Origin of the sequence: Georgenia faecalis (assembly GCF_003710105.1) — a bacterium.
In the GTDB taxonomy this organism is placed as follows: domain Bacteria; phylum Actinomycetota; class Actinomycetes; order Actinomycetales; family Actinomycetaceae; genus Georgenia_A; species Georgenia_A faecalis.
In genome coordinates this window covers 1963076-1988049 of the sequence record NZ_CP033325.1, presented here as the reverse complement: position 1 = coordinate 1988049, position 24974 = coordinate 1963076, and the positions used below count along the sequence as shown (strand labels likewise).

The 24974-nt window shown below is 72.6% G+C and carries 23 protein-coding genes and 1 pseudogene; 13 read left to right on the top strand and 11 right to left on the bottom strand.

The features are described 5' to 3' along the window. Positions 1 to 7: 7 nt before the first annotated feature. Both EBO36_RS08665 and EBO36_RS08660 read right to left on the bottom strand, forming a co-directional pair. On the bottom strand, positions 8 to 1054 hold the full coding sequence (locus EBO36_RS08665) for a quinone-dependent dihydroorotate dehydrogenase (RefSeq protein WP_122824249.1): 1047 nt from the start codon (positions 1052 to 1054) through the stop codon (positions 8 to 10). Continuing rightward, entirely contained in the window at positions 1051 to 1632 is a 582-nt protein-coding gene (locus EBO36_RS08660; RefSeq protein ID WP_122824248.1) for a DUF3043 domain-containing protein, read from the bottom strand. The genes EBO36_RS08665 and EBO36_RS08660 overlap by 4 nt, the downstream gene beginning before the upstream one ends. 60 nt (positions 1633 to 1692) lie before the next feature. Here EBO36_RS08660 and EBO36_RS08655 point away from each other — a divergent pair, with 60 nt between their 5' ends. The 7 genes from EBO36_RS08655 (at position 1693) to EBO36_RS08625 (ending at position 8595) form a co-directional block, all read left to right on the top strand. Next, a complete protein-coding gene (locus EBO36_RS08655; protein WP_122824247.1) occupies positions 1693 to 3054 on the top strand; it encodes a dipeptidase in 1362 nt (453 codons plus the stop codon). Positions 3055 to 3066: 12 nt separating this feature from the next. Further along, the gene (locus EBO36_RS08650; RefSeq protein WP_122824246.1) at positions 3067 to 4275 is read left to right on the top strand and encodes a glycerate kinase; all 1209 of its coding nucleotides are present in this window, start codon (positions 3067 to 3069) and stop codon (positions 4273 to 4275) included. 67 nt (positions 4276 to 4342) lie between these two features. Beyond that, a complete protein-coding gene (gene erpA, locus EBO36_RS08645) occupies positions 4343 to 4705 on the top strand; it encodes an iron-sulfur cluster insertion protein ErpA (RefSeq protein ID WP_122824245.1) in 363 nt (120 codons plus the stop codon). Between the two features lie 301 nt (positions 4706 to 5006). Further along, positions 5007 to 5852: an aa3-type cytochrome oxidase subunit II gene (gene ctaC, locus EBO36_RS08640; protein ID WP_241236938.1), complete on the top strand. Its 846-nt coding sequence runs from the start codon at positions 5007 to 5009 to the stop codon at positions 5850 to 5852. Then, complete coding sequence (gene ctaD, locus EBO36_RS08635) at positions 5852 to 7687, top strand: aa3-type cytochrome oxidase subunit I (protein WP_122824243.1); 1836 nt, start codon at positions 5852 to 5854, stop codon at positions 7685 to 7687. The genes ctaC and ctaD overlap by 1 nt, the downstream gene beginning before the upstream one ends. After that, complete coding sequence (locus EBO36_RS08630; RefSeq protein ID WP_338142421.1) at positions 7684 to 8160, top strand: cytochrome c oxidase subunit 4; 477 nt, start codon at positions 7684 to 7686, stop codon at positions 8158 to 8160. Before ctaD ends, EBO36_RS08630 begins: the two co-directional genes overlap by 4 nt. 114 nt (positions 8161 to 8274) lie before the next feature. Then, positions 8275 to 8595 (top strand): dihydrofolate reductase family protein, encoded by a 321-nt coding sequence (locus tag EBO36_RS08625; RefSeq protein ID WP_122824242.1) that lies wholly within the window; start codon positions 8275 to 8277, stop codon positions 8593 to 8595. A gap of 161 nt (positions 8596 to 8756) precedes the next feature. Here EBO36_RS08625 and EBO36_RS08620 read toward each other — a convergent pair whose 3' ends face one another. The 5 genes from EBO36_RS08620 to ctaE all read right to left on the bottom strand — a co-directional run bounded on the left by EBO36_RS08620 (position 8757) and on the right by ctaE (position 13768). Continuing rightward, positions 8757 to 9389, bottom strand: a complete 633-nt coding sequence (locus EBO36_RS08620) for a superoxide dismutase (RefSeq protein WP_122824241.1) — start codon at positions 9387 to 9389, stop codon at positions 8757 to 8759. A 114-nt stretch (positions 9390 to 9503) separates the two neighbouring features. Further along, positions 9504 to 11249 (bottom strand): cytochrome bc1 complex cytochrome b subunit, encoded by a 1746-nt coding sequence (gene qcrB / locus EBO36_RS08615; protein WP_122824240.1) that lies wholly within the window; start codon positions 11247 to 11249, stop codon positions 9504 to 9506. Next, a complete protein-coding gene (qcrA, locus tag EBO36_RS08610) occupies positions 11246 to 12247 on the bottom strand; it encodes a cytochrome bc1 complex Rieske iron-sulfur subunit (protein ID WP_122825559.1) in 1002 nt (333 codons plus the stop codon). The genes qcrB and qcrA overlap by 4 nt, the downstream gene beginning before the upstream one ends. 59 nt (positions 12248 to 12306) lie before the next feature. Next, positions 12307 to 13092 carry a cytochrome bc1 complex diheme cytochrome c subunit gene (qcrC, locus tag EBO36_RS08605; protein WP_122824239.1) on the bottom strand — a complete coding sequence of 262 codons (786 nt, stop codon included), beginning with the start codon at positions 13090 to 13092 and terminating at the stop codon, positions 12307 to 12309. A 40-nt stretch (positions 13093 to 13132) separates the two neighbouring features. Beyond that, complete coding sequence (gene ctaE / locus EBO36_RS08600; protein WP_122824238.1) at positions 13133 to 13768, bottom strand: aa3-type cytochrome oxidase subunit III; 636 nt, start codon at positions 13766 to 13768, stop codon at positions 13133 to 13135. Between the two features lie 327 nt (positions 13769 to 14095). On the opposite strand from ctaE, the gene EBO36_RS08595 reads away from it, so the two are divergent. Both EBO36_RS08595 and trpD read left to right on the top strand, forming a co-directional pair. Beyond that, positions 14096 to 14524, top strand: coding sequence for a response regulator transcription factor (locus tag EBO36_RS08595; RefSeq protein ID WP_122824237.1), 429 nt, complete (start codon positions 14096 to 14098; stop codon positions 14522 to 14524). Further along, positions 14521 to 15609, top strand: a complete 1089-nt coding sequence (trpD, locus tag EBO36_RS08590; RefSeq protein WP_122824236.1) for an anthranilate phosphoribosyltransferase — start codon at positions 14521 to 14523, stop codon at positions 15607 to 15609. Before EBO36_RS08595 ends, trpD begins: the two co-directional genes overlap by 4 nt. 48 nt (positions 15610 to 15657) lie before the next feature. On the opposite strand, the gene EBO36_RS08585 is transcribed toward trpD, so the two are convergent. Next, on the bottom strand, positions 15658 to 15939 hold the full coding sequence (locus tag EBO36_RS08585; RefSeq protein WP_122824235.1) for an Lrp/AsnC family transcriptional regulator: 282 nt from the start codon (positions 15937 to 15939) through the stop codon (positions 15658 to 15660). 233 nt (positions 15940 to 16172) lie between these two features. Further along, positions 16173 to 17939, bottom strand: a complete 1767-nt coding sequence (locus EBO36_RS08580; RefSeq protein WP_387967512.1) for a DEDD exonuclease domain-containing protein — start codon at positions 17937 to 17939, stop codon at positions 16173 to 16175. A gap of 618 nt (positions 17940 to 18557) precedes the next feature. Here EBO36_RS08580 and EBO36_RS08575 point away from each other — a divergent pair. Further along, complete coding sequence (locus EBO36_RS08575) at positions 18558 to 18779, top strand: hypothetical protein (protein ID WP_122824234.1); 222 nt, start codon at positions 18558 to 18560, stop codon at positions 18777 to 18779. Between the two features lie 155 nt (positions 18780 to 18934). On the opposite strand, the gene EBO36_RS08570 is transcribed toward EBO36_RS08575, so the two are convergent. Then, entirely contained in the window at positions 18935 to 20782 is a 1848-nt protein-coding gene (locus tag EBO36_RS08570) for an AMP-dependent synthetase/ligase (RefSeq protein WP_122824233.1), read from the bottom strand. A 150-nt stretch (positions 20783 to 20932) separates the two neighbouring features. Between EBO36_RS08570 and EBO36_RS08565 the strand changes: the two genes are divergently transcribed. Next, a complete protein-coding gene (locus EBO36_RS08565) occupies positions 20933 to 21871 on the top strand; it encodes an ROK family glucokinase (protein WP_122824232.1) in 939 nt (312 codons plus the stop codon). Positions 21872 to 22114: 243 nt separating this feature from the next. On the opposite strand, the gene EBO36_RS08560 is transcribed toward EBO36_RS08565, so the two are convergent. After that, positions 22115 to 22597: a hypothetical protein gene (locus EBO36_RS08560; RefSeq protein ID WP_164471412.1), complete on the bottom strand. Its 483-nt coding sequence runs from the start codon at positions 22595 to 22597 to the stop codon at positions 22115 to 22117. A 78-nt stretch (positions 22598 to 22675) separates the two neighbouring features. On the opposite strand from EBO36_RS08560, the pseudogene EBO36_RS08555 reads away from it, so the two are divergent. Then, positions 22676 to 23422 (top strand): annotated as a pseudogene (locus EBO36_RS08555) (lysophospholipid acyltransferase family protein); the annotation flags it as partial. 290 nt (positions 23423 to 23712) lie between these two features. Beyond that, entirely contained in the window at positions 23713 to 24939 is a 1227-nt protein-coding gene (locus EBO36_RS08550; protein ID WP_122824229.1) for a pyrophosphate--fructose-6-phosphate 1-phosphotransferase, read from the top strand. Positions 24940 to 24974: the final 35 nt, after the last annotated feature.

The window sequence follows — 24974 nt, the reverse complement described above, 5'->3', positions numbered from 1 at the left end:
GCGGCTCTCAGCGCGCCGGGGCCTCGCGGGCGAGGGCCCGGTTCATCCGGCCCGGCCACCCGGGCCCCTGGTAGATGAAGGCCGTGTACGCCTGGAGCAGGTCGGCGCCCGCGTGGAGCATCCGCCGAGCGTCCTCGACGTCGGTGATCCCGCCTACGCCGATGATCGTGGGGCCGGCGCCGAGCCGCGCGCGCAGCCGGGCGACGACGGCGACCGAGCGGGCGTGCAGGGGCGGGCCGGACAGGCCGCCGGGCCCGTGGTCGTGGTCGATGGTGGTGTTCGTGGCGACCACGCCCGCCAGCCCCAGCTCGAGGACAAGGTCGGCGACGGCGTCGAGGTCGGGCTCGCTGAGGTCGGGGGCCACCTTGACGAGGACCGGCACGCGGCGGCCGGCGGCGTCGTCCGCCGCCGACTGCGCGGCGGCGAGGATGGGGCGCAGGACAGTGACCGCCTGCAGGTCGCGCAGCCCCGGGGTGTTGGGCGAGGACACGTTGACGACGAGGTAGTCGGCCCAGCGGGCCACCTCCCGGGCGCTGGCGACGTAGTCGGCCACCGCGTCGGCCGCGGGCGTCACCTTGGACTTGCCGATGTTGGCGCCGACGACGACGGAGCGCCCCCGGCGGGTGCGGCGCAGCTCCCGCAGGGCCGCGCCGGCGGCGGCGGCGCCGTCGTTGTTGAAGCCCATCCGGTTGCGCAGGGCGCCCTGCTCGGGCAGCCGCCACAGGCGCGGGCGCTCGTTGCCCGGCTGCGGGTGCGCGGTCACGGTGCCCACCTCGACGTGGGCGAAGCCGAGCATGTCCATCCCGAGGACGGTGCGGGCGTCCTTGTCCATCCCGGCCGCCAGGCCGAGCGGGCCCGGCACCCGGCGTCCGAACGCGGTGGTCGTCGCCTCCGGCGCGCGCCGCCCCAGGGTGGCGCGCACGGCGTGCGACAGGCCGGGGACGGCCGCCGCCGCGCGGATGGCACCCAGGCCCACGTGGTGGGCGCGCTCGGGGTCGGCGCGCAGCGCGAGGGTGCGGAAGAGGAGCCGGTAGAGGGGGGAGCCGCCGCTCACTCCACGCTCTCCCCGCGCTTGACCTGGGGCTTGGGCGCCCGGAGGAAGCGGGGCTGGAAGACGCGGGTGAAGGCGTACATCGCGGTGAACCGCGGGATCTGGTCCTCGTCGAAGCGGCGCTTGACCTTGCGCATGGCGGCGACGGTGTAGCCGATCGCGAAGGCGAGGGCGATGAAGAACCCGGCGTACATGACGACGAGCCCGACGACGGCGACCTCGGGGAGCTGGCTCGCGAAGAGCAGGAGCACGATGGCGACCATCGCCATGGGCAGGAAGAACTCGCTCGGGCTGCGCCGCGAGTCGATGTAGTTGCGGACCCAGCGCCGGACCGGTCCCTTGTCGCGCTGGGGCAGGTACCGCTCGTCGCCCGTGGCCATCGCCTGCTGCTGGCGGGCGTACAGCTCGTTGCGTCGTTCGCGGTCGGCGCGGCGGGCCGCCTTGCGGTCCGAGGCGACGAGCGGGCGCTTGTTCTGCGCCTGGGCCTCGCGGCGCTTGGGCGTGGGGCCGCCCTTGGCGCCCGGGCGGCTCTCGCCCTCGGGCTCCGGGGTGGCCGGGGCGTCGTTCTTGCGGCGTTCCATCACCTGACGAAGGGTAGTCGAGCGGGCGGACGCTGCCGGTGCTGGCCTACCCTGGGAGACGTGACCAGCGTCGACGAGCTCGCCCAGCGCACCCACGAGGCCTTCGCCCAGGTGCGCACCGACCTCGAGGCCCTCGTGCGGATCCCCAGCGTCTCCGCCGCGGCCTTCGGACCCGAGGGGGTGGAGGCCAGCGCCGCCGCCGTGGCCGAGCTCCTGCGCGGGGCCGGGATGGAACAGGTCGACGTCCTGCGTGTCGATGACGAGGAGGGCCGGCCGGGCCGGCCCGCCGTCGTCGCCCACCGCGAGGGCCCCGAGGGGGCGCCGACGGTCCTGCTCTACGCCCACCACGACGTCCAGCCGCCCGGCAAGCCCGAGGGCTGGCGCAGCGACCCGTTTGAGCCCACCCAGCGGGGCGAGCGGCTCTACGGTCGCGGCGCCGCGGACGACAAGGCCGGCATCGTCGCCCACGTCGGCGCGTTGCGCGTGCTCGGCGACGACCTCGGGGTCGGCGTCACCGTCTTCGTCGAGGGCGAGGAGGAGGTCGGTTCCCCGACCTTCTCCCGGTTCCTCCACACCTACCGCGACCGGCTCGCCGCGGACGTCATCATCGTCGCCGACTCCAACAACTGGAAGGTCGGCGTCCCCGCCCTCACGACGTCGCTGCGCGGCCTCGTCGACTGCGTCGTCGAGGTGAGCGTCCTCGACCACGCGGTCCACTCCGGCATGTTCGGCGGGCCCGTCCTCGACGCGCTCACCCTCCTGTCCCGCCTCGTCGCCACGCTGCACGACGACGCGGGGGACGTCGCTGTGGCCGGCCTCACCACGGCGCCGTCGCCCACCGTCGACTACCCGGAGGACGACCTGCGCGCCGACGCCGGCGTGCTCGACGGCGTCGCGCTGGCCGGCACCGGCTCCCTCGCCGCCCGGCTGTGGACCAAGCCGGCCCTGTCCGTCATCGGCATCGACGCCACCACGGTCGACCACGCCTCCAACACGATCACCCCGAGCGCCCGGGCGAAGCTCTCCCTGCGCATCGCGCCCGGGCAGGACCCGGCCGCGGCGGAGGCCGCCCTCCATGAGCACCTCGTGAGCCACGCCCCCTTCGGTGCGCGGGTGCGGGTCGAGCGGGGGGAGCGGGGCCAGGCGTTCCAGGCCCCGGCCGACTCCGAGGCGATGCGCGCGGCGCGCTGGGCGTTCACCTCCGCGTGGGGGACCGAACCGGTCGACATCGGCGTCGGGGGCTCCATCCCCTTCATCGCCGACCTCCTCGAGGCGTACCCGCAGGCGGCCATCCTCGTCACCGGCGTGGAGGACCCCGACTCGCGGGCCCACTCCGAGGACGAGTCGGTTCACCTCGGCGAGCTGGAGCGGGTCGTCCTCGCCGAGGCGCTGCTCCTGGCGCGCCTCGCGCGCCAGGTCTGAGCCCGCGCCGCGGTGCGCGTCCTCCTCGCGCCCGACCGGCTCTCCGGGCCGCTCAGCGCCGTCCAGGCGGCGGCCGCGCTGGCCCGCGGCTGGCAGCGGCGCGCGGCCGGTGACGAGCTCACCCGGCTGGCCCTGTCCGACGGGTCGGCCGGGCTGGTCGACGTCGTCCACGCCGCGTGCGGCGGCCGGCTGGTCCCGCTGACCGCCCGCGGCCCCCTCGGTGAGCCGGTACCGGCCGCCGTCCTGCACGTCCCCGGCGACGCCGGCGGCACCGCCTACGTCGAGGCCGACCAGGTCCTCGGCACCCACCTCACGCCGCCGGGGGAGGAGCTGCGGCGGGCCGAGGCCGGCACCAGCGCCGGTCTCGGCGACCTCGTCCTGGCGGCGCTGCGCACCGGCGCGAGCCGCGTCGTCGTCGGCCTCGGTGCCGGGGCCGCGCACGACGCCGGGACCGGGGCGCTGGCCGTCCTCGCCGCCGCGGGCACCGGCACCGCGCCCGCCGAGACGTCGCTCGCCGGCGCCCGCGCCCTCGGGACGCTGGCCCCGGGTGACCTCCCCGACCTCGCCGCCGTCGGGCAGCTCCTCCGGGGCCGCGACCTCGTCCTCGCCACCGCCGACGACGTCCCGCTGCTGGGCCTGCACGGGGCCGGCGCGCTCCTCGCCGAGCGCCCGGGGATCTCACCCGCCGACGCGCAGGAGCTCGACGGGTGCGTCGGGCACCTCGCCGACCTCCTCGAGCGGAGCGCGGCCGCGCTGCCGGCCCGCCAGGTGCTCAGTCTCGCCTCCGGCGCCGGCGCGCCACCGGCCCGCCACCTCGGCGCCGGGCGTGCGGCCCGCGCCGCCGGGTCGGGCGCCGGCGGCGGGGCCGGGCTGGCGCTCACCCTCGTCGGGGGCCGCCGGCTGCCCGGCGCGGAGGTCGTCGCGGGCGCCGTCGGGCTCTCCCGCGCGGTCGCCGGCGCCGACCTCGTCGTCACCGCCGCGGCGGAGCTCGACCCCGGCACGCTCGTCGGGTCCGTCGTCGCCACGGTGGCGGAGGCGGCCCTGGCCGAAGGCCTCCCCGTCGTCGTCGTGGCCGAGGAGGTGCACGTGAGCCGGCGCGAGGCAGCGCGCGCCGGGATCAGCGCGACCTACCGGCTGGACCCGGTCGAGCCGAGCACCGGCCTCGCCACGTTGGAGGCGTGGGCCGAGCGCCTGGCTCGCACCTGGTCGGTTCGGCCGTAGGCTGGGAACAACATCGGGACCAGCGAGCGTTACCCCTGCACCACGCCCAGACGATGCGGAGAACCAGATGAGCGAGACGACAGCACCGACCGAGGCCACCACCACGCACGAGGTCGAGCTGACCGACGTCGCGGCGAACAAGGTGCGCTCCCTGCTCGAGCAGGAGGGGCGTGACGACCTGCGCCTGCGCGTCGCGGTCCAGCCCGGCGGCTGCTCCGGCCTCATCTACCAGCTCTACTTCGACGAGCGGCTGCTCGACGGCGACGCGGTCCGCGACTTCGCGGGCGTCGAGGTCGTCGTCGACAAGATGAGCGTCCCCTACCTCGTGGGCGCGACCATCGACTTCGCCGACACGATCGAGAAGCAGGGCTTCACCATCGACAACCCCAACGCCTCGGGCTCGTGCGCGTGCGGGGACTCCTTCCACTGATCGGATCCGCCGCCGCGTCCAGGGACCGGTGAGCGCAGGACGACGCCGACAGCCGGTGGGGTGCACACGCACCCCACCGGCTGTTCTGCGTCCCGGACCGGGGCGCGGTGTGACGTGATCGGCGCGGACTCGCGGCCGGCTCCACGTAGGCGCCTGGTGGGCGGACCGGTAGGCTGCACAGGAGGGACGAAGGTCCCTGTCGGGCTTGCCCGACATGCCCGATCTCATTCGTTTGAGCATTGCGTGGAGGGTCCCCAGCGTGCGATCACCGTTCTCGACCAGCAGGCGCCCCGTGCGTCTGGTGGCCCTTTCCGCCGGCGCAGCGCTGCTGCTGGCCGGCTGCTCGTCGGAGTCGGTGAGGAATGGCTTCCTCCCGAGCAACGAGGGGATGACCGACAAGACGGGCAGCGTCATCGACCTGTGGACGGGTTCGTGGATCGCCGCCCTCATCGTCGGGGTCATCGTCTGGGCGCTGACGATCTGGTGCATCGTCGCCTACCGCCGGCGCAAGGGCGACAACGCCATGCCCGTGCAGCTGCGCTACCACGTGCCGCTCGAGCTCATGTACACGATCCTGCCGATCCTCATCGTCGGCGTGCTCTTCTTCTACTCCGCGCGCGTCACGGGTGACGTCGTCGCGGTCGAGGAGGAGGAGGCGGACCTCCACATCCAGGCCTACGGCAAGCAGTGGAGCTGGGACTTCAACTACCTCGACGACGGCGTCTACTACTCGGGCGACCGGATCTCGCTCACCGGTGAGGAGGGCGTCGAGGAGACGCTGCCCACGCTGTACCTGCCGGTGGGGGAGACGGTGGAGTTCACGCTGGACTCGCGCGACGTCATCCACTCGTTCTGGATCCCCGCGTTCCTCTTCAAGCTCGACATGATCCCCGGCATGACGAACACGTTCCAGGTGACGCCGCAGCAGGAGGGCGTCTACCAGGGCAAGTGCGCCGAGCTCTGCGGGGAGTTCCACTCGGAGATGCTCTTCAACGTCGCCGTCGTCGACCGTGAGACGTACGACGCCGAGATGGAGGACCTGCGCGAGGCGGGTAACGTCGGCGTCCGCGGTGAGGAGCTCGACCGCGTCTACACCGGTGACGAGCGGCGCGTGCCCGAGCAGGGCGAAGGAGAGGGCAACAACTGATGGCCGCGATCGAAGACACCCGCACGGAGCTCGTGCCGGGCCTGCGCCCCCAGCGGCAGAGCCTCGGGCGGACGGTCATCAACTGGGTGACCTCCACCGATCACAAGACGATCGGTTACCTCTACCTCATCACCTCGTTCCTCTTCTTCCTCTTTGCCGGCGTCCTCGCGATGCTCATCCGGCTCGAGCTCTTCGAGCCCGGCATGCTCCTGCTGTCCAAGGAGCAGTACAACCAGTTCTTCACCATCCACGGGACGGTGATGCTGTTCCTCTTCGCCACCCCGCTGTTCGTGGGCTTCGGCAACGTGCTCGTCCCGCTCCAGATCGGCGCGCCGGACGTCGCCTTCCCGCGGATGAACATGTTCAGCTACTGGATGTTCCTCTTCGGCGGGCTCATGGTCGTCGCGGGCTTCCTCACCCCCGGCGGTGCGGCGAGCTTCGGCTGGACGGCGTACGCGCCCCTGTCGGACAACGCGTTCTCGCCGGGTGTCGGCGGTGACCTGTGGGTCCTCGGCCTGGCCATGACCGGCTTCGGCACGATCTTCGGGTCGGTGAACTTCATCGCCACGGTCATCACCATGCGTGCGCCCGGGATGACGATGTTCCGGATGCCGGTGTTCACCTGGAACATCCTCATCACGTCGATCCTCGTGCTCATGGCGTTCCCGGTGCTCGCCTCGGCGCTCTTCGGGCTCGCCGCCGACCGCATCCTCGACGCGCAGATCTTCAACCCGGAGAGCGGGGGCGCCCTGCTGTGGCAGCACCTGTTCTGGTTCTTCGGGCACCCTGAGGTCTACGTCCTCGCGCTGCCGTTCTTCGGCATCATCTCCGAGGTCATCCCGGTCTTCTCGCGCAAGCCGCTGTTCGGCTACAAGGGCATCGTCTTCGCGACGATCGCGATCGCGGCGCTCTCCGTGACGGTGTGGGCGCACCACATGTACACGACCGGCGCCGTCATGCTCAGCTTCTTCGCGCTCATGACCATGACGATCTCGGTCCCCACGGGCATCAAGTTCTTCAACTGGATCGGCACGATGTGGCGGGGGAAGCTCACCTTCGACACGCCGATGCTGTGGTCGCTCGGCTTCATCGTCACCTTCGTCTTCGGTGGCCTCACCGGCGTCATCCTGTCGAGCCCGGCGATGGACTTCCACGTCCACGACTCCTACTTCGTCGTCGCGCACTTCCACTACGTGGTGTTCGGCACCGTCGTCTTCGCGATGTTCGCCGGCTTCTACTTCTGGTGGCCCAAGTTCACCGGCCGGATGCTCGACGAGCGGCTGGGCAAGGTCCACTTCTGGACCCTGTTCGTCGGGTTCCACACGACGTTCCTCATCCAGCACTGGCTGGGGGTCGAGGGCATGCCGCGTCGGTACGCCGACTACATGCCCGAGGACGGGTTCACGTTCTTCAACCAGATCTCCACGGTCGGCGCCGCGCTGCTCACCCTCTCGACGCTGCCGTTCCTGTGGAACGTCTACAAGACCGCCCGCCAGCCGCGGACCGTGTTCGTCGACGACCCGTGGGGCTTCTCCAACTCGCTCGAGTGGGCGACGAGCTGCCCGCCGCCGCGGCACAACTTCACGTCGCTGCCCCGCATCCGCTCGGAGCGCCCCGCGTTCGACCTGCACCACCCCGAGGTCGCCGCGATGGATCACGCCGAGCCCGACCAGGGGATGCTCGACGCCGTGTACGGCGACGCCGAGCGCACGGGCCGCCAGGCGAACGCCGAGGAGGGCGCGCGCGAGCAGCGCGCGACGGGCACCGCCGTGCGTGAGCGTGTGACGGACGAGCGGCGCGCGCGCCGTGACGACGAGGAGGGGAACGTCCGATGAGGGCTGCGGAGTCCGAGCGCGACCAGCGCAAGACCACGCCCGGGGAGCAGGAGCCGGCAGCGCCCAAGCCCATGCGGGTGGAGACGTTGCTCTTCGCCGCCGGTCCGGTGTTCTTCGTCCCGGTCGGCATCGTCTACGGGTTCCTCTCGGACTGGGAGTCCGTGGGGACGACGGCGTTCTTCCTGCTCGCGGGGCTCTACTCGCTCGCCGGCGGGTACCTGTGGATGCTCTCGAAGCGGGTGGACCCCCGCCCCGAGGACGACCCGCTGGCGAACGTCGAGGACAACGCCGGTGAGATGGGCGTCTACGCACCGCACAGCTGGTGGCCGCTCGTGCTCGGTGTCGCGGCGATGCTTGTCTTCCTCGGCCCCGCCGTCGACGCCTGGTGGATGCTCGGTGTCGGCGTCGTGGTGGGCGTGGTCGGCCTCGTCGGCCAGCTCTTCGAGTTCTCCCGCGGGCAGCACGCGCACTGACGCTCACGCTCAGCTTGTCTCGCGCAGGGCCCGGTCACCGCACGCGGTGACCGGGCCCTGCGGCGTCCGGGCCGACCCCGGCGCCGTTGTCCACGACCTCCTGGAGGCACTGGCATGCCCGAGCACCGGCCCTGGAAGGGGGCCGTGTTCATCGCGGCGAGCGTGGACGGGTTCATCGCCCTGCCCGACGGTGACCTGGCCTGGTTGACGGACCCGCCGCCCGAGCCGCGCCACGTGCCGGGCTGGGCGGAGGACCACGCTCCGGAGGGCTACGACGATTTCACCGCTGGAGTCAGCCACCTCGTCATGGGCCGCGGGCTCCCGCTGTTCCACGAGCTGCCCCACGAGATCCGGCTGGTCCACCGCGGTAACTCGACCTCCGACACCGGCATGACCAGCACCCGCTACGAGGTCGTGCGCGGCGCACACGGCTGACCCAGGTCCGGCGCGGACGTCGCGCGCTGGGGCGACGGACGGCGGCGCCGGCTGTCGCGCTGGCCGCCGGCGGCCCGGGGGAGCGGACCGGCTCCGGCTACGGCAAAGCCCGCCGCACCCCTAGGGGCGCGGCGGGCCTGTCAGCCAAGCGTGGGTGCTTCTCAGAGGGTCCCGGTGACGATGAGGCCCGAGGTCTGCGTGCGCGCGCGCTCGAGCCGCGCGGCGACGTCGGCCCAGTTGACGATGTTCCAGAACGCCTTGACGTAGTCCGCCTTGACGTTGAGGTAGTCGAGGTAGAAGGCGTGCTCCCACATGTCGAGCATGAGGATCGGCGTGAGGCCGAGCGGCACGTTGTTCTGCTGGTCGAAGAGCTGGAAGATCGCGAGCTTCTGCCCGATGGAGTCCCAGGCCAGGACCGCCCAGCCCGAGCCCTGGATGCCCGTGGCGGCGGCGGCGAACTGCGCCTGGAAGCCCTCGAACGAGCCGAGCTGGTCGACGATCGCCGCGGCGAGCTCACCCTCGGGCTGGCCACCGCCGTCGGGGGAGAGGTTCTCCCAGAAGACGGTGTGGTTGACGTGGCCGCCGAGGTTGAACGAGAGGTTCTTCTCGTAGAGGTTCACCAGGGCGTGGTCGCCGCTCTCACGGGCCTCCGCGAGCTTCGCCAGCGCGGTGTTCGCCCCGTCCACGTACGTCTTGTGGTGGCGGTCGTGGTGCAGCTCCATGATCTTGCCGGAGATGTGGGGCTCCAGCGCGCTGTAGTCGTAGGGCAGGTCCGGGAGCGTGTACTCGGCCATGTGTCCTCCTTCGGTTGGCGGCGCCGGCGGCGCCTCGTGCAGGGTCAGAGACGCGCGGGGCGCCGAGGTCCGCGCCGGGCGCATCCGAAGACGCACCCGGCGCACCGCTCCAACCTACGACCCGGTGCGGGGGTCCGGCGCGCCGACGGCGGCGGCGGTCCGCTCGGAGCGGCCGTGCGGACCCTCGTCCTCGATCTGCGGCGCGGCCTCACGAGCGGGCAGCTCGTGCTCGTGCTGGGCGGCGGCGAGCTCGGCGGGGGTGACGGGCTCGACGCGGTCCTCGTAGAAGAACCCGGAGACGCGCTGGCGCAGGCGGTCGAGGCGGTAGCCGGGGCGGCGCACGCCTCGGGCGTCCTCTGCCGGGCCGATCTCCACGGGCCGGTGCGCCTCGTAGTCGACGAGCACCCAGCGCTCCTCGTCGGTGAGCGGCTGGTGGACCTCCATGTACTGGCCGGAGTCCATGCGCACGATGCGCCCGGTCTCGTGGCCGTGGAGGGCCAGCTCGCGGTCGCGGCGCTGGAGGCCCAGGCAGATGCGCTTCGTCGCCCAGAAGGAGAGCACGGGGAGGACGAAGAACGCGACCCGCAGCACCCAGGTGATGGCGTTGAGGGAGAGCTCGAAGTGGGTCGCAATGATGTCGTTCGAGCCGGCGAGCGCGAGGACGATCCACACCGAGAGGAACGCCACGCCGAGGGCGGTGCGCACCGGGACGTTGCGCGGGCGGTCGAGGAGGTGGTGCTCGCGCTTGTCCGGCGTCACCCAGGCCTCGAGGAACGGGTAGATCGCGATGGCGGTGAACAGCAGGCCCGGCACGACGACGCCGGGGATGAGGATGTTCAGCGGGATCGTGAAGCCGAACAGCACCACCTCGATGCCGGGCATGAGCCGCAGGCCGCCCTCGAGGAAGAGCATGTACCAGTCGGGCTGGGCGCCGGCGCCCACGGGCGTGGGGTCGTACGGCCCGTGGATCCACACCGGGTTGATCGCCATGGTCGCGCCCATGAGGGCGAGGACGCCGAAGACGATGAAGAAGAAGCCGCCGGCCTTCGCCGCGTAGACGGGCAGGACGGGGTAACCCACGACGTTGCGCTCGGTCTTGCCGGGCCCGGGGAACTGCGTGTGCTTGTGCACGACGACGAGGATGAGGTGCACGGCGATGAGGGCGAGGATGAGGCCCGGGATGAGGAGGATGTGCACCGTGAACAGGCGGGGGATGATGTCCGTGCCCGGGAACTCCCCGCCGAAGAGGGCGTAGGAGGCGTACGAGCCGATGAGGGGGATCGAGCGCGCGACGCCGTCGGCGATCCGCAGGCCGTTGCCGGAGAGGACGTCGTCGGGCAGGGAGTAGCCGGAGAAGCCGGCGAGCAGCGACAGGACGAGGAGGGTGAACCCGACCATCCAGTTGAGCTCGCGGGGCTTGCGGAACGCGCCGGTGAAGAACACCCGCATCATGTGCGCGACGATCGACGCCACGAAGAGGAGCGCCGCCCAGTGGTGGATCTGCCGCATGAGCAGGCCGCCACGGACCTCGAAGGACATGTGCACCGTCGAGGCGAACGCCTCGGACATCGCCACGCCCTGCATCTGCAGCGGGAGCGCGTCCTCGGGGTAGGTCGTGTGCGCCATGCTCGGCACGAAGAACATCGTGAGGAAGGTGCCCGAGAGCAGCAGCACGATGAAGCTGTAGAGGGCGATCTCGCCCAGCAGGAACGACCAGTGGTCGGGGAAGACCTTGCGGGCGAACTCCTTGACGAGCTTGCCTGCGCCGACGCGCGTGTCGAGGAAGTCGGCCGCCGCGGCGCCGCGGGGCGCCTTGCGTGCGGCCGGCGCCGCGGTGGGCGCCTTCGTCGTGGTGCTCACTTGAGACGCTCCCAGTAGCTCGGGCCCACGGGCTCGGTGAAGTCGCTGCGAGCGACGAGGTAGCCCTCGTCGTCCACCGTGATGGGCAGCTGCGGCAGGGCCCGGTTGGCGGGTCCGAAGACCACCTTTGCGCCGTCGGCCACGTCGAACGTCGACTGGTGGCAGGGGCACAGGAGGTGGTGGGTGTCCTGCTCGTAGAGCGCGACGGGGCATCCCACGTGGGTGCACACCTTGGAGTAGGCGACGATGCCCTCGTACTGCCAGTCCTCGCGGCCCTCCTGGACGATGAGCTCGGAGGGGTCGAGCCGCGTCATGATGACGATGGCCTTGGCCTTCTCCTCGAGGTAGTGCTCCTCGTCGGGCAGGCCGTGGGGGATCACCTGGAAGACCGAGCCGACGGTGACGTCGGCGGCGCGGATGGGGACGTCGTCGGGGTCCGTGGCGAGGCGGCGGCCCTCGCGCCACGCGGTGTGCCGGAAGCTGCCGACGTTCCAGTCGCCGCCGAGGTTGCCGATGAGCGGCACGAGGAAGGGCAGCGGGGCCAGGGCGACCGCGCCGGCCAGGGCGCCCTTGAGCAGGGGCCGGCGGGCGATGTTGGCGTCCTCGATGCCCTCGCGCAGGTCGGTGATGGCGGTGTTGCGGATCTCCGGGTCGGAGCCGATGACCTTGCGCTTCTCGACGTGCTCGACGTTCGACATGAGCGTCTTGGCCCAGTGGACGGCGGCCACGCCGATGCCGAGCATGCCGACGCCCAGCCCGACGCCGAGGACCAGCGTGGACAGCCGGATGCTGGCGAGGGTGGTGCCGACCGGGATGGTGAAGTAGCCGACGAGGGCGGCGATGGACGCGAGGATCGAGATCCCGAAGATCACCACGACCTGGCGCTCGGCGCGCTTGGCGGCGCGCGGGTCCCGGTCGGACATCCGGCTGTGGTGCGGCGGGAGCCCGGGGTTCTCGAAGTGGTCGGGGGCGCCGTCGTGGCCGACGACGGTGCTCATCGCGCCCTCGGACTCGCGCCCGGCGGGGGAGACGGCGTCCGACGGACGGTTGTCACTGCTCACGAGGACTTCGCTCCGATCCACACAGCGGCACCGATGAGGCTGCCGATACCGACGATCCACACCCACAGGCCCTCGGTGACGGGGCCGATGTTGCCGAGCGAGATGCCGGCGGGGCTCGTCTCTCGCTGTTCCATGAGGTAGGCGATGATGTCGCGCGCCCCCTCGTCGTCGATGGCCGCCTCGTTGAAGGCGGGCATGGGCTGCGGGCCCGTGCGCATGGCCTCCCAGATCTGGGTGGGCGTCGCCTCGTAGAGGCTCGGCGCGACCTTGCCGTCGCTGAGCGCACCACCGGCGCCCGTGGCGTTGTGGCACATCGAGCAGTTCGTGCGGAAGAGCTCCTGGCCGCGAGCGGCGCTGCCGAGGGCCGGGTCGACCTGCTCGTCGGACGGGATGGCCGGGCCGGGGCCGAGGCTCGCGACGTAGGCCGAGAGCTGGCGGGTCTGCTCCGCGTTCATCTGCGGGGGCTTGCGCTCGTTCTGCGGTGAGCTGACGTCGGCCATGGGCATGCGGCCCGTGCTCACCTGGAAGTCCACCGCCGCGGCGCCGACGCCGATGAGCGACGGCGCGATGTCCGTGCCCTGCGCGTCGAGGCCGTGGCACGTCGAGCAGTTCGCCGCGAAGAGCGCCTCGCCGGCCTCGATCTCCTCCCGGGAGTCCTCGGTCGACGCGGACGCCGACCCGGGGCTGAGCGTGGCGTACGCCACGCCGGTGAGCAGGAGGGCAAGCAGGAGGAGAACCACCGGTGCGAACCGGTGCCTCCTGCTGGCGGCAAGAGCCTTCACAGTGGGATTCCTCGTCTCGGACGTCGGGAGCAGCGCGGGGTCAGCGCAGGAAGTAGATGATGAAGAAGAGGGCGAGCCACACGACGTCGACGAAGTGCCAGTAGTAGGACACGACGACCGCACTGGTCGCCTCGAGGTGCCCGAACTTGCTGGCCGCGAAGGAGCGGCCGATGACGAAGAGGAACGCGATGAGGCCGCCGACGACGTGCAGCGCGTGGAAGCCGGTCGTGATGTAGAAGACCGAGCCGTACGGGCTGGAGGAGATCGTCAGCCCCGCGTGCACGAGCTCGGCGTACTCGAAGACCTGACCGGCGACGAACACGGCGCCCATGATGTAGGTGAGCGTGAACCACTCCTGCAGGCCCCAGCGGCGCACGTCCAGCAGCGAGCCGGTGCGCCGCGGCTGGAACCGCTCGGCGGCGAAGACGCCCATCTGGCAGGTGATCGAGCTGGCCACCAGCACCGCTGTGTTCACCAGGGCGAACGGGACGGCGAGGTGGGCACTCTCCGAGGCCCAGATCTCCGACGACACCGTGCGGTGGGTGAAGTACATGGCGAAGAGCCCGGCGAAGAACATGAGCTCGCTGGACAGCCAAACGATGGTGCCTACCGAGACCGCGTTGGGTCGGGTGACACTCACTGACGGGGCGCTGGGGACAGCCGTTGTCGACGACACCTCGCCATTATGGCCCGAAACCCACCGGCTGGGGACACCCGGACGGGCGCGAGTCGCCACATCGGGCCCCGTGTTGATCGTCACCATGGTATTGCGGCGGCCCGCGCGCGGCGGGTGACCAAGGTCCTGGCCTGCGGTGCCGCGGCCAGGTGAGGACCGGGCTCACTGCGTCCGGCGCGGGCGGGACCGGCCCCAGCGGGGGCCCGGGCTGCTACGGGCTCGGACGGGCGGGATGAGCCGGGAGGTGGCCACTACGATGCACCCGACGGCGTCCGGTCGACGCCGCACCCGCGCGAGGAGCCGGGAACCGGACCGAGAGGACCCTTGATGACGCCCGTGAACACCGACGCCTCGAGCGACGCGACGACCGAGGTGGTCGACATCCTCCTGTACAGCGACGACGTCACCACCCGGGAGCAGGTGCAGCGGGCCGTCGGCCGTCGGGCCGCGAAGGACCTGCCGAAGATCCGGTGGACGGAGGTGGCCACCCACGGCGCGGTCGTCCGCGAGGCGGAGCAGGGGGGCTACGCCTTGCTCATCCTCGACGGCGAGAGCGCCAAGGCCGGTGGCATGGCGGTGAGCAAGCAGCTGAAGAACGAGCTGTACCAGTGCCCGCCGGTCCTCGTCCTCACCGCCCGCCCGCAGGACGCCTGGCTGGCCGCGTCGTGCCAGGCGGACGCCGTCGTCCAGGTGCCGCTCGACCCGATCGAGATCCAGCGCGTCGTCGCCGGCTTCCTGCGCGCGCAGGAGGCATGAGCGTGGCGGCGGAGAACGCCGCGCCGTCCACCCCGACGTGGTCGGAGCTCACCTCCTCCCTCATCGCCGGCGGTGACCTCGACGTCGACCAGGCGTCCTGGGCCATGGACCAGGTGATGTCCGGTCTCACCAGCCCGGTCGTCCTCGCCGGGTTCCTCACCGCGCTGGCGGCGAAGGGCGAGACGGTCGCCGAGCTCACCGGGCTCGCCGACGCGATGCTCGCCCACGCCGTGCCCGTCGACATCTCCCGCGACGCCGTCGACATCGTCGGCACCGGCGGGGACCGGGCACGCACGGTGAACATCTCGACGATGGCCTCGCTCGTCGTCGCCGGCGCAGGCGTGCCGGTGGCCAAGCACGGCAACCGTGCCTCCAGCTCGGCGAGCGGCTCCGCCGACGTCATCGAGGTCCTCGGGGTCCGCCTCGACATGACCGTGCCGCAGGTGGAGGAGGCGTTCCGCGAGGTCGGGATCACCTTCTGCTTCGCCCAGACGTTCCACCCCTCCATGCGTCACGCCGGCGCCGTCCGGCGCGAGCTCGGTGTGGCGACGGCGTTCAACGTCCTCGGGCCGCTGACGAACCCGGCCCGTCCCCGCGCCGCGGCCATCGGGGTCGCCAACCGCCGGATCGCCCCGCTCGTCGCGGGCGTCCTCGCGGGGCGCGGCGTCGACGCGGTCGTCTTCCGCGGGGAGGACGGCCTCGACGAGCTGACGACGACGGCGCCCGCTCGGGTCTGGCACGTGCAGGGCGGGGAGGTCACGGAGCACCTCTTCGACGCCCGCACCGAGCTCGGTCTCGCCCCCGCGACGATCGAGGACCTGCGCGGTGCCGACGCGACCTTCAACGCCGGCGTCGCCCGCGAGATCCTTGCGGGGCGCGGCGGCCCGGTCCGCGACGCGGTGCTCCTCAACGCGGGTGCGGCGCTCGTCGCCCACGCCTCCCTGCCCGGGACCGGGGCCGAGGACGGGATCTTCGTCGAGCGGCTCCGGGCCGGGATGGCTCACGCCGCCCGGGCGGTGGACGACGGCCTCGCGGCCGGTGCCCTCGAGCGCTGGGCCGAGTTCAGCCGCCGCGGCGTGCGCTGACGGCTGCCGGCGGGCTCGCCGGAAGACCCCGGCCGCTTCGCGGGCGGGTCAGTCCTCGAGACCGATGGCGAAGGCCTGCTCGAGGTCGTGGGTGGAGTACGCCTGGAAGGCGATGTAGGTCTGCATGCTGCGCACGCCCTCGACCTTGCCGATGCGGTCGGCGACGACCTCGGCCAGGTCCTCGTGGCGCCGCACGCGCGCGAGGGCGATGAGGTCGACGTTGCCGGTGACCGAGTAGACCTCGGTGATCCCGTCCAGCTCGGCGACCTCCTGGGCGACCTCCGGGATACGGGCGACGTCGGCGTCGATGAGGACGATCGCGGTGATCATGGTCTCTCCTTCGTCAGGGCACGGCGCCGTGGCGGCGCCGCTCCATGATCTCCCACGCGCGCGCCTGACGACGACCGGGCGGTGCGCCGCGGCCGACAGGGGCGGCCGCTCGCCCCTCGCGGCTCACACACGCATTCCTCGCCGGGCCGACTGCCCACCCGCATCAAGTGGCGCCGCCGTTGTTCGGCCCCGGTCGGCACGCGCCCCGCATCGATCACCCCGCCGTCACTCACTCACCCCCGGGCGGGCACCGCGTGACGGGCCGCGCCGCGCACCGGGCACGCCAACGGGGTGTCGCTCTCGTCCCAGCGGACCAGGCGGGTGGCCGGGTCCTCGATCCAGTCGGCGAGCAGCTCGGTCTCCTCCGAGCTCGCCGCCCCCATGGCGGTCGTAGGGGCGGCGACCACCTCACCCGTCGCCACGAGGGCCTCGACTGCGGGCATGGGGTCGACCCCGCGGGGGACCAGGCAGGTCCCCGCGAGGCGGCCGTACCGGGCCAGCACGAGCTCCCATCCGCCGTCGGCCGCGCGGCGGGCGGCGACGAGCTCCGGGCAGCGCCACAGCGGGCGCAGGCGCTGGGTACGGCGCGCAGCGACGAGGAAGGAGCGCAGGCGGTCGCGCTGGACGGCGGCCTCCTCGAACCGCTCCTGCACCGCGAGGGTGGCGATCCGGGCGTGGACGGCCGCGACGACCGGTTCGGCGTCCTCCCGCAGGCAGGCCCGGACGGCCCCGGCGACGACGGCGTAGGACGGGACGTCCTGCGCTCCGGTGCACGGCGCTCCGCACCGGCCGATCTCGGCGAGGACGCAGGCGCTCGCCCCGGCGCGGGCCAGCCGCGGGAGCCGGGGCGTGCACCGCCGGAGCGCGAACGCCTCCTGGATCGCCTCGACGCACTCCTCGGCCGCGCGGCGGGAGCTGAAGGGGCCGATGGCGTCGTCGTCGGGCGTGACCTGGCGGACGATCGTCAGGCGCGGGAAGGCCTCGTCCGTGAGGCGGACCCACGGGCGCCGCTCAGGGCGGCGCGAGCGGCGGTTGTACGGCGGGTCGTGCTCGGCGATGAGCCGCAGCTCGCGGACCGAGGCCTCGAGCGCCGTCGTGCACGGGACGGCGCGTACCTCCTCCGCGAGGTCGACCATCTCCCCGATGCGCCGGCGCTTCTCGGCCGCGGTGAAGTAGGAGCGCACGCGGCGCCGGATGTCGACGGCCGTGCCCACGTAGAGGACCTCGCGGCGCGGGCCGAGGAACTGATACACCCCGGGTCCGCCGGGCAGGTGCTCCGCGAGGTGCGACTTGCGTCGCCGCTGGTGGGGGACCGGGTCGGACGCGGTGACCAGGTCCTCGAGGTGGGTGACCCCCAGCGGGCCCATCCGGGCGAGCAGGGCGTGGAGGACGTCGACGGTGGCGCGCGCGTCGTGCAGGGCGCGGTGGTCCGGCGTCACCGTCGCACCGAACAGGGCGGCCAGCGTGCCGAGCTTGTTGTTGGGGGCCTCGTCCCGGGTGACGACCCGCCGGGCGAGCTTGACCGTGTCGACCACCTGGACGCGGGGCCAGGGCAGCGACATCCGGTCCGCCGCCGCGCGGAGGAAGCCGACGTCGAAGGGGGCGTTGTGGGCGACGAGGACCGTGCCCGCACCGAGCTGGGCGAACTCGAGGAACGCGGGCAGCACCTCGCCGATGCGGGGGGCGCCGACGAGCATGGCGTCCGTGATGCCGGTGAGCACGGTGATCATCGGCGGGACGGGGGAGCCCGGGTCCACCAGGGTCTGGAACTCGCCGAGGACCTCCCCGCCGCGCACCTTGACCGCGCCGATCTCGGTGATCTCCGACGACGTGGGGGAGCCGCCGGTGGTCTCGAGGTCGACGACGACGAACGTGGTCTGGGACAGCGGGGTCCCGAGCTCGTCGAGGCCCATCTGGACCGGGCTACCGGTGCGGGCGCGAGTGGCGTCCTCGAGCGCCAGGCGGGCCCCCGGGGGGTGAGGGAGGAAGGTCTGAACCACGTTCCGCACGCTACGACCGGCCACTGACATCCCGGCCGGGGCCACGCCGGGGTGGTGCTACGGGGCGGAGCGATCCGCGCCACGCTGCGCGGCGGGGCGCCGGGGCGGGGCGCGGGGGGTGCGGGGTATGGCGCGGGGGTGCGGGGCGGCGGCCTCGGCACGGCGGGGGGGCGGGATCTCCTCCCGCCGCGGTGGCGGCCCCTATGGGTGAGGTTCCAGCGCTATAGGCACCGCGATCTCACCCATTGCGGCGCTGACCTGCTGCCGGGAAAGGAGGCGCCCGGTGCATTCAGCGCTGATGGCCCCGGCGCTGCGCCGATGGCTCGTGCTCTCAAGCAGGTGCTTTACCCGCGCTCCGGTGATCCGCGAGTGACGCGCTCGAATGGGAGCAACGCGTCGCCGTGAGCGGCTGGCCGCTAATGATCTTGGCTGTGCGCCCTTGAGTGGTGCCGTCCGGGTGGTGGGCCACGCGTACGGCACCACTTCAAGGGCGCGCGGCGGGGCGTAAGGGGCGCACGGCGGCCGGTGCCGTGCGAATAGCGGTGTGTGCGCGAGCCCGCGAACCGTCCACATGATCATCGCCGGGCAATGTCAGTGGTCGGTCCTACGGTCACGAGCATGATGATCGACTGCAATAGCTGCACGATGCGTGACATCGCCTGCGACGACTGCGTGGTCACGTTTCTGACCATTCCGGTCGGTCCGCCGGCAAGCGCGCGCGGTTCGTTACGAGCGGTGCCGACGCCGGAGCTGGGGGAGGACGAGCAGACGGCGATCGCTGTCCTCGCCGACTCCGGGCTCGTGCCGCCGCTGAGGATGGTCCGCGCCGAGACGGGCTGAGGACGCGGCGTCCCCGCGTCCGAAAGCCCCGCCCAGACCGGCGGCAGGCTAGGCGTGCGTCGCCCAGCCGCCGACCCGGACAGCGACCGGCGGCGCGCGCCCAGCCAGCGCACCGGCCGGCCGGGCCCGCGACACGCAGGACCGCGAGGCCTCCGTTACGCGTGCGTCGCCGAGCCCTGCTCGCGCCCGCGCTCGGCGGCCGCGTCGGCGTAGAGCTGGTCGACGAGGTCCGCGTGGTCGGCCAGGACGAGGTTCCGCTTCACCTTGAGCGACGGCGTCAGGTAGCCGTTCTCCACGGTGAAGTCCTGCTCGAGCACCCGGAACAGGCGGATCGACTCTGCGCGGGACACCTTCGTGTTGGTCCGGTCGACGGCGAGCTGGATCGAGCGCAGGACGTCAGGGTCCGCCATGGCCCGCGAGACGGGCATGTCGTCCTTCCCGTGCGCCTTGAGCCACGCGGGGAGCATCTCCGCGTCGAGGGTGACGAGCATGCTGACGAACGGGCGACGGTCACCGATCGCCACGCACTGGGAGACCAGGGGGTGGGCCCGCAGCGGGTCCTCGAGGTGCGAGGGGGCGACGTTCTTGCCACCGGCGGTGACGATGATCTCCTTCTTGCGGCCGGTGATCGCCAGGTTCCCCTCCTCGTCCATCGAGCCGAGGTCGCCGGTGTGGAACCACTCACCGGTGAAGGCGGCCGCCGTCGCCTCCGGGTCGTTGTGGTAACCGGCGAAGACCGGGATGCCGGAGGCGAGGATCTCGCCGTCCTCGGCGATGCGGATCGCCGTGCCGGGCAGCGGGGTCCCCACCGTGCCGATCTTCACCTTCCCGGGACGCGCGACGTTCGTCGGCGCCGTCGTCTCCGTGAGGCCGTACCCCTCGAGCACGACCAGCCCGACGCCGCGGAAGAAGTGCCCGAGGCGCTCACCGAGCGGGGCGCCGCCGGAGATGGCGTACTGCGCGTTGCCGCCGAGGGCCCCACGGATCTTCTTGAGCACCAGGGCGTCGGCGACCTTGTGCATCGCCTTGAGGCGCACACCGGGCCCGCCGGGGGAGTCCAGGCCCCGGGAGTAGGCGATGCTCACGCGCGCCGCCCACCGGAAGATCTTCACCTTGCCGCCCGCGGCGGCCTTCTGCTCCGCCGAGTTGTAGACCTTCTCGAAGACGCGGGGGACCGAGAGGATGAACGACGGCTTGAAGGTGCCCATGTCGGCCACCAGCGTCTTCGTGTCCGGCGTGTGCCCGAGCGCGACGCCGGCGGCGACGGCGAGGACCTCGACGAAGCGCGCGAACACGTGCGCCAGGGGCATGAACAGCAGCGTCCGCGCCCCCGGGCTCGAGACGACGACGGCGAGGTCCGCGACGGAGTTGCGGGTGAGCTCGACGAAGTTCCCGTGCGTGAGCATCGCGCCCTTGGGGCGACCGGTCGTCCCCGACGTGTAGATGATCGTGGCGAGGTCCGCCAGGCCGACGGCCGCGTGCCGGGCGGCGAGGTCGGCGTCGGGCACGTCCTTGCCCAGGGCGGCGAGCTGCGCCAGCGCGCCGTCGTCGATCTGCCACACCTCGCGCAGCTCCGGAAGGCCTCCATCGGTGTCCCGCGCCTCGGCGACGACGGCGGCGTGGGCGGCGGTCTCCACGACGACCGCGCACGCGGCGGCGTCGGAGAGGATCCAGCGGGTCTGGTCCGCCGAGGACGTTTCGTACACCGGCACGGGCACCGCCCCGGCGTGCCAGATGGCGAAGTCGAGGATCGTCCACTCGTAGCGGGTGCGCGACATGATCGCCACGCGGTCGCCCGGCCCGACCCCGGCGGCGATGAGGCCCTTCGCGGTGGCCTCGACGACGGCGAGGACCTCGGCGGCGCCGTGACGGCGCCAGGCGCCGTCGACCTGCTCCTCGAGGAGCACCCGCCCCGGCTCGTGGCGCGCGTGGCCGATGAGGAGGTCGCTGATGCTCATCGTGGGCTCGGTGGTGACACGCAGGGGAACGCGGAACTCGTCCATACTGGCTCCAGTGGCAGTAGCGCGGCGGTGATGTGCGACACGATATCCGCAGAACCGTGCCCAGCCGCGCCATTACTCACCGATACGGTCCCCTTCATCGCGCGTGGTGGGGCTGCCGGGCAACGACGCACCAGGAAAGCAGGGAGAAGCATGGACACCATCGGCGTGGACATCGGCGGCACGAAGATCGCGGCGGGGGTGGTCGACGAGGACGGCAACCTGCTCGCCCACACCCGGCGGGACACCGACCCCCAGGACCCCGCGGCGATCGAGAACGCCGTCGTGGCGGCCGTCTCGGAGCTCCGCGCCCAGTGGGACGTCGGGGCCGTCGGTGTGGCCGCTGCCGGGTTCATCAGCCCCCGCCGGGACGGCGTGGTGTTTGCCCCCAACATCGCCTGGCGCGACTACCCCCTGCGTGAGCGCCTCGCGCTCGGCATCGACCTGCCGATCGTCATCGAGAACGACGCCAACGCCGCGGGCTGGGCGGAGTTCCGCTTCGGCGTGGCGCGCGAGGCGCGGTCCATGGTCATGCTCACCGTCGGGACCGGGCTCGGCGGCGCGATCGTCCTCGACGACATGCTCCTGCGCGGCTCGTTCGGTGCGGCCGGGGAGATCGGCCACATGCGCATGGTGCCCAATGGCCACTACTGCGGCTGCGGCCACGAGGGCTGCTGGGAGATGTACGCCTCCGGCCGTGCGCTCACCCGCGCGGCCCGTAACGCCATCATCACCGACGCCAGCCGTGGCCAGCGCCTGCTGGAGCTCGCCGCCGCCGACGGCGGGAAGGTCAAGGGCCCGCACGTGACGGCCGCCGCCGCGGAGGGGGACCCGCTGGCCCGCGAGCTCGTCATCCAGCTCGGCCACTGGGTGGGCGCCGGGATCGCCGACCTGGTCGCCGTCCTCGACCCCCAGATCGTCGTCATCGGCGGCGGCGTGGCGGAGTCCGGGGACCTGCTCCTCGAGCCGGCCCGCGAGGAGTTCCGCGCGCAGCTCTCGGCGCGGGGTTTCCGCCCGGAGGCCCAGCTGGAGATCGCGCGCCTCGGCAACGAGGCGGGCATCGTCGGCGCGGCGGACCTCGCCCGGCACTGACCCGCCCGGCACCCCGCGCTGCCGCACCAGGCGCGATGCCTGGCACGGACGCACCAGGCGCGACGCCCGGCCCCGCCGCTCACGCGGTGGCGCCGGGCGCCGGTGCATCTGGCGCCGGTGCGTATGTGCGTCAGTACGTCGCACGTGGGCATCCGGACGGCGCGGGCATCCGGACGGCGTCAGCCGCCGGCCGGGCCCGGGCAGCCCCCAGCGGGCGGCCGCCGGCGGCCTAGCAGACCCGGCTCAGACGACGGCGCCGTCGTCGTAGTCGTCCGGGTCCCGGTGCGCGGGCATGTGCCACAGGAGCAGCCCAACGCCGCCGACGAGGGCCGCCACCGCGCCGATCCACACCAGCGTGGGCGCGGTGCGCCACACGATCGCGCACACGAACAGCAGCGCCAGCCCCGTGACGACGGCGGACCAGCCCACCGCCACGACGGGGTGCGCGCCGGAGATCGGGTCCGGGTCGGGCGGGGAGAAGCCGTCCACGAGGTCGCGGCCCGGGTCGTCGTCCTCGTCGTCGGGCCCGGGATCGCCGGGCACGTAGTCCCGCGGACCGAGGTCGGGGGCCGGGCGCGCGGGCGGCGCCACCGGCTCGTCCTCGCCGTCGGCGGGCGGCGGGAGGCGCAGCTCGCCGAGTCGGGCGGTGAGGTCCGCCCACTGCGCATCGATGTCGTCACGGCCCGGATCGTCGCCACCGGCCCCGCCGCGGGTAGGTCCAGCCATGCTGAGCACTCTAGAGTGCTCCGAGCACGGGACCGGCCCGGGTGAGCTCGCGGAGGTGAGTGCGTGTTCTACTCGTTGATGAAGGCGACCCTCGGGTCGGTGCTGCGCGTGTTCTACCAGCCGTGGGTGCGCGGCGCCGAGAACGTGCCGGCCGAGGGCCCGGCGATCCTCGCGAGCAACCACCTCGCCGTCATCGACTCGTTCTTCCTCCCGCTCATGGTCCCGCGTGAGCTGGTCTTCCTCGGCAAGCAGGACTACTTCACCGGCCGTGGCGTCAAGGGCAAGCTGGTGGCCTCGTTCATGCGGGGCGTGGGGACCATCCCCGTCGACCGCACCGGAGGCAAGGCGGGCGAGGCCGCCATCGCCACGGGCGTGCGGCGCCTGCGCGAGGGCGGCCTCTTCGGCATCTACCCGGAGGGCACCCGCAGCCCCGACGGTCGGCTGTACCGCGGCAAGACCGGCGTCGCGCGTCTCGCGCTCGAGTCCGGCGCACCCGTGATCCCCGTGGCGATGATCGGGACGAACATCGCCCAGCCGATCGGCAAGCGGATCCCGAGCCTCCACCGGATCGGCATCGTCATCGGCGAGCCGCTCGACTTCAGCCGGTACGCCGGCCTGGAGAACGACCGCTTCGTCCTGCGCTCGATCACCGACGAGATCATGTACGAGATCATGCGGCTGTCCGGGCAGGAGTACGTCGACGTCTACGCCTCGACGATGAAGGCCCGCCTGTCCGCGAAGAAGGAGGCCGCGGCCTCCGGTCCCGGCGCACCGGGCGGACGACCGGCACCGGCCGTCGTCGTGCCGGAGCCCACCGACGCGGAGCTGGCTGCGGGCAAGGAGCGGCTCGAGGCGGCCGGCATCCCCGCCGTCGCCACGGACGCCGACGGCATGCCGGTCATTCCCGACGCCGGCGTCGAGCTGCCGCCCACCACCGTGGCGGGTGGCGCCGACGACGCGCCCGAGCCCGGCGCGGCGCGTGCCGACGACGGCGGCGAGCCGGGGCGGGACACCGGTCCCGAGGCCCGTCCGGGGGGACGCAACTAGGATGCTCGCGGGGGCTCCCCCCGCACGGCCGCCTTCCGGCGGCCCGTCCTGCCAACGAAAGGTTGCCGATGTCGGTCCGTCGCGTCGCCCTGCTCACCGCCGGGGGCTTTGCCCCGTGCCTGTCCTCCGCCGTCGGAGGGCTCATCGAGCGCTACACCGAGGTCGCCCCCGACGTGGAGATCATCGCCTACCAGTACGGCTACCACGGGCTGCTCACGGGTAACAGCGTCGTCGTCGACGACGAGGCCCGCGCCAAGGCCGGCCTGCTCCACCGCTTCGGCGGCAGCCCGATCGGGAACAGCCGCGTCAAGCTCACCAACGCCAAGAACCTCGTCGAGCGCGGGCTCGTCCAGGAGGGCCAGAACCCCCTCCAGGTGGCCGCGGAGCAGCTCCGCGCCGACGGCGTCGACGTCCTCCACACCATCGGCGGCGACGACACCAACACCACCGCCGCCGACCTCGCGGCCTACCTCGAGGAGCACGGCTACCACATGACCGTGGTGGGCCTGCCGAAGACGATCGACAACGACATCGTCCCGATCCGGCAGTCCCTCGGCGCGATCACCGCCGCCGAGCAGGCGAGCGTCTTCGCCCAGAACATCATCGGCGAGCACCGCTCCAACCCCCGGATGCTCATCGTCCACGAGGTCATGGGCCGGCACTGCGGGTGGCTCACCGCCGCCGCCGCGGCGAAGTACCGCGGGTGGCTCGACACCCAGGAGTGGAGCCCCAGCATCGGCCTGTCCAAGGAGCGGTGGGACGTCCACGCCGTGTTCCTGCCGGAGCTCGCCCTCGACCTCGAGGCCGAGGCCACCCGCCTGCGCGCCGTCATGGACGAGATCGGCAACGTCAACATCTTCCTGTCCGAGGGTGCGGGCGTCCCCGAGATCATCGCCGAGCTCGAGGCCAAGGGCGAGGAGGTCCAGCGCGACCCCTTCGGCCACGTCAAGCTCGACACCATCAACCCCGGGCAGTGGTTCGCCAAGCAGTTCGCCCAGCTCATCGGCGCCGAGAAGGTCATGGTCCAGAAGAGCGGCTACTTCTCGCGCTCCGCGGCTCCCAACGACGAGGACCTCGCGCTCATCAAGACGATGACCGACCTCGCCGTCGACTGCGCCCTCTCCGACATCTCCGGCGTCATCGGCCACGACGAGGGCCAGGACGACACCCTCCGGGCCATCGAGTTCCCCCGGATCGCCGGCGGCAAGGCCTTCGACGTCTCCCAGGACTGGTTCGAGACCCTCATGGGCGACATCGGCCAGGCCGTCGTCCCCGCCGTCCCCGCGGAGCACTGAGCACCCGCTCCACCGAGCCACCGGCGCCCGGTCCC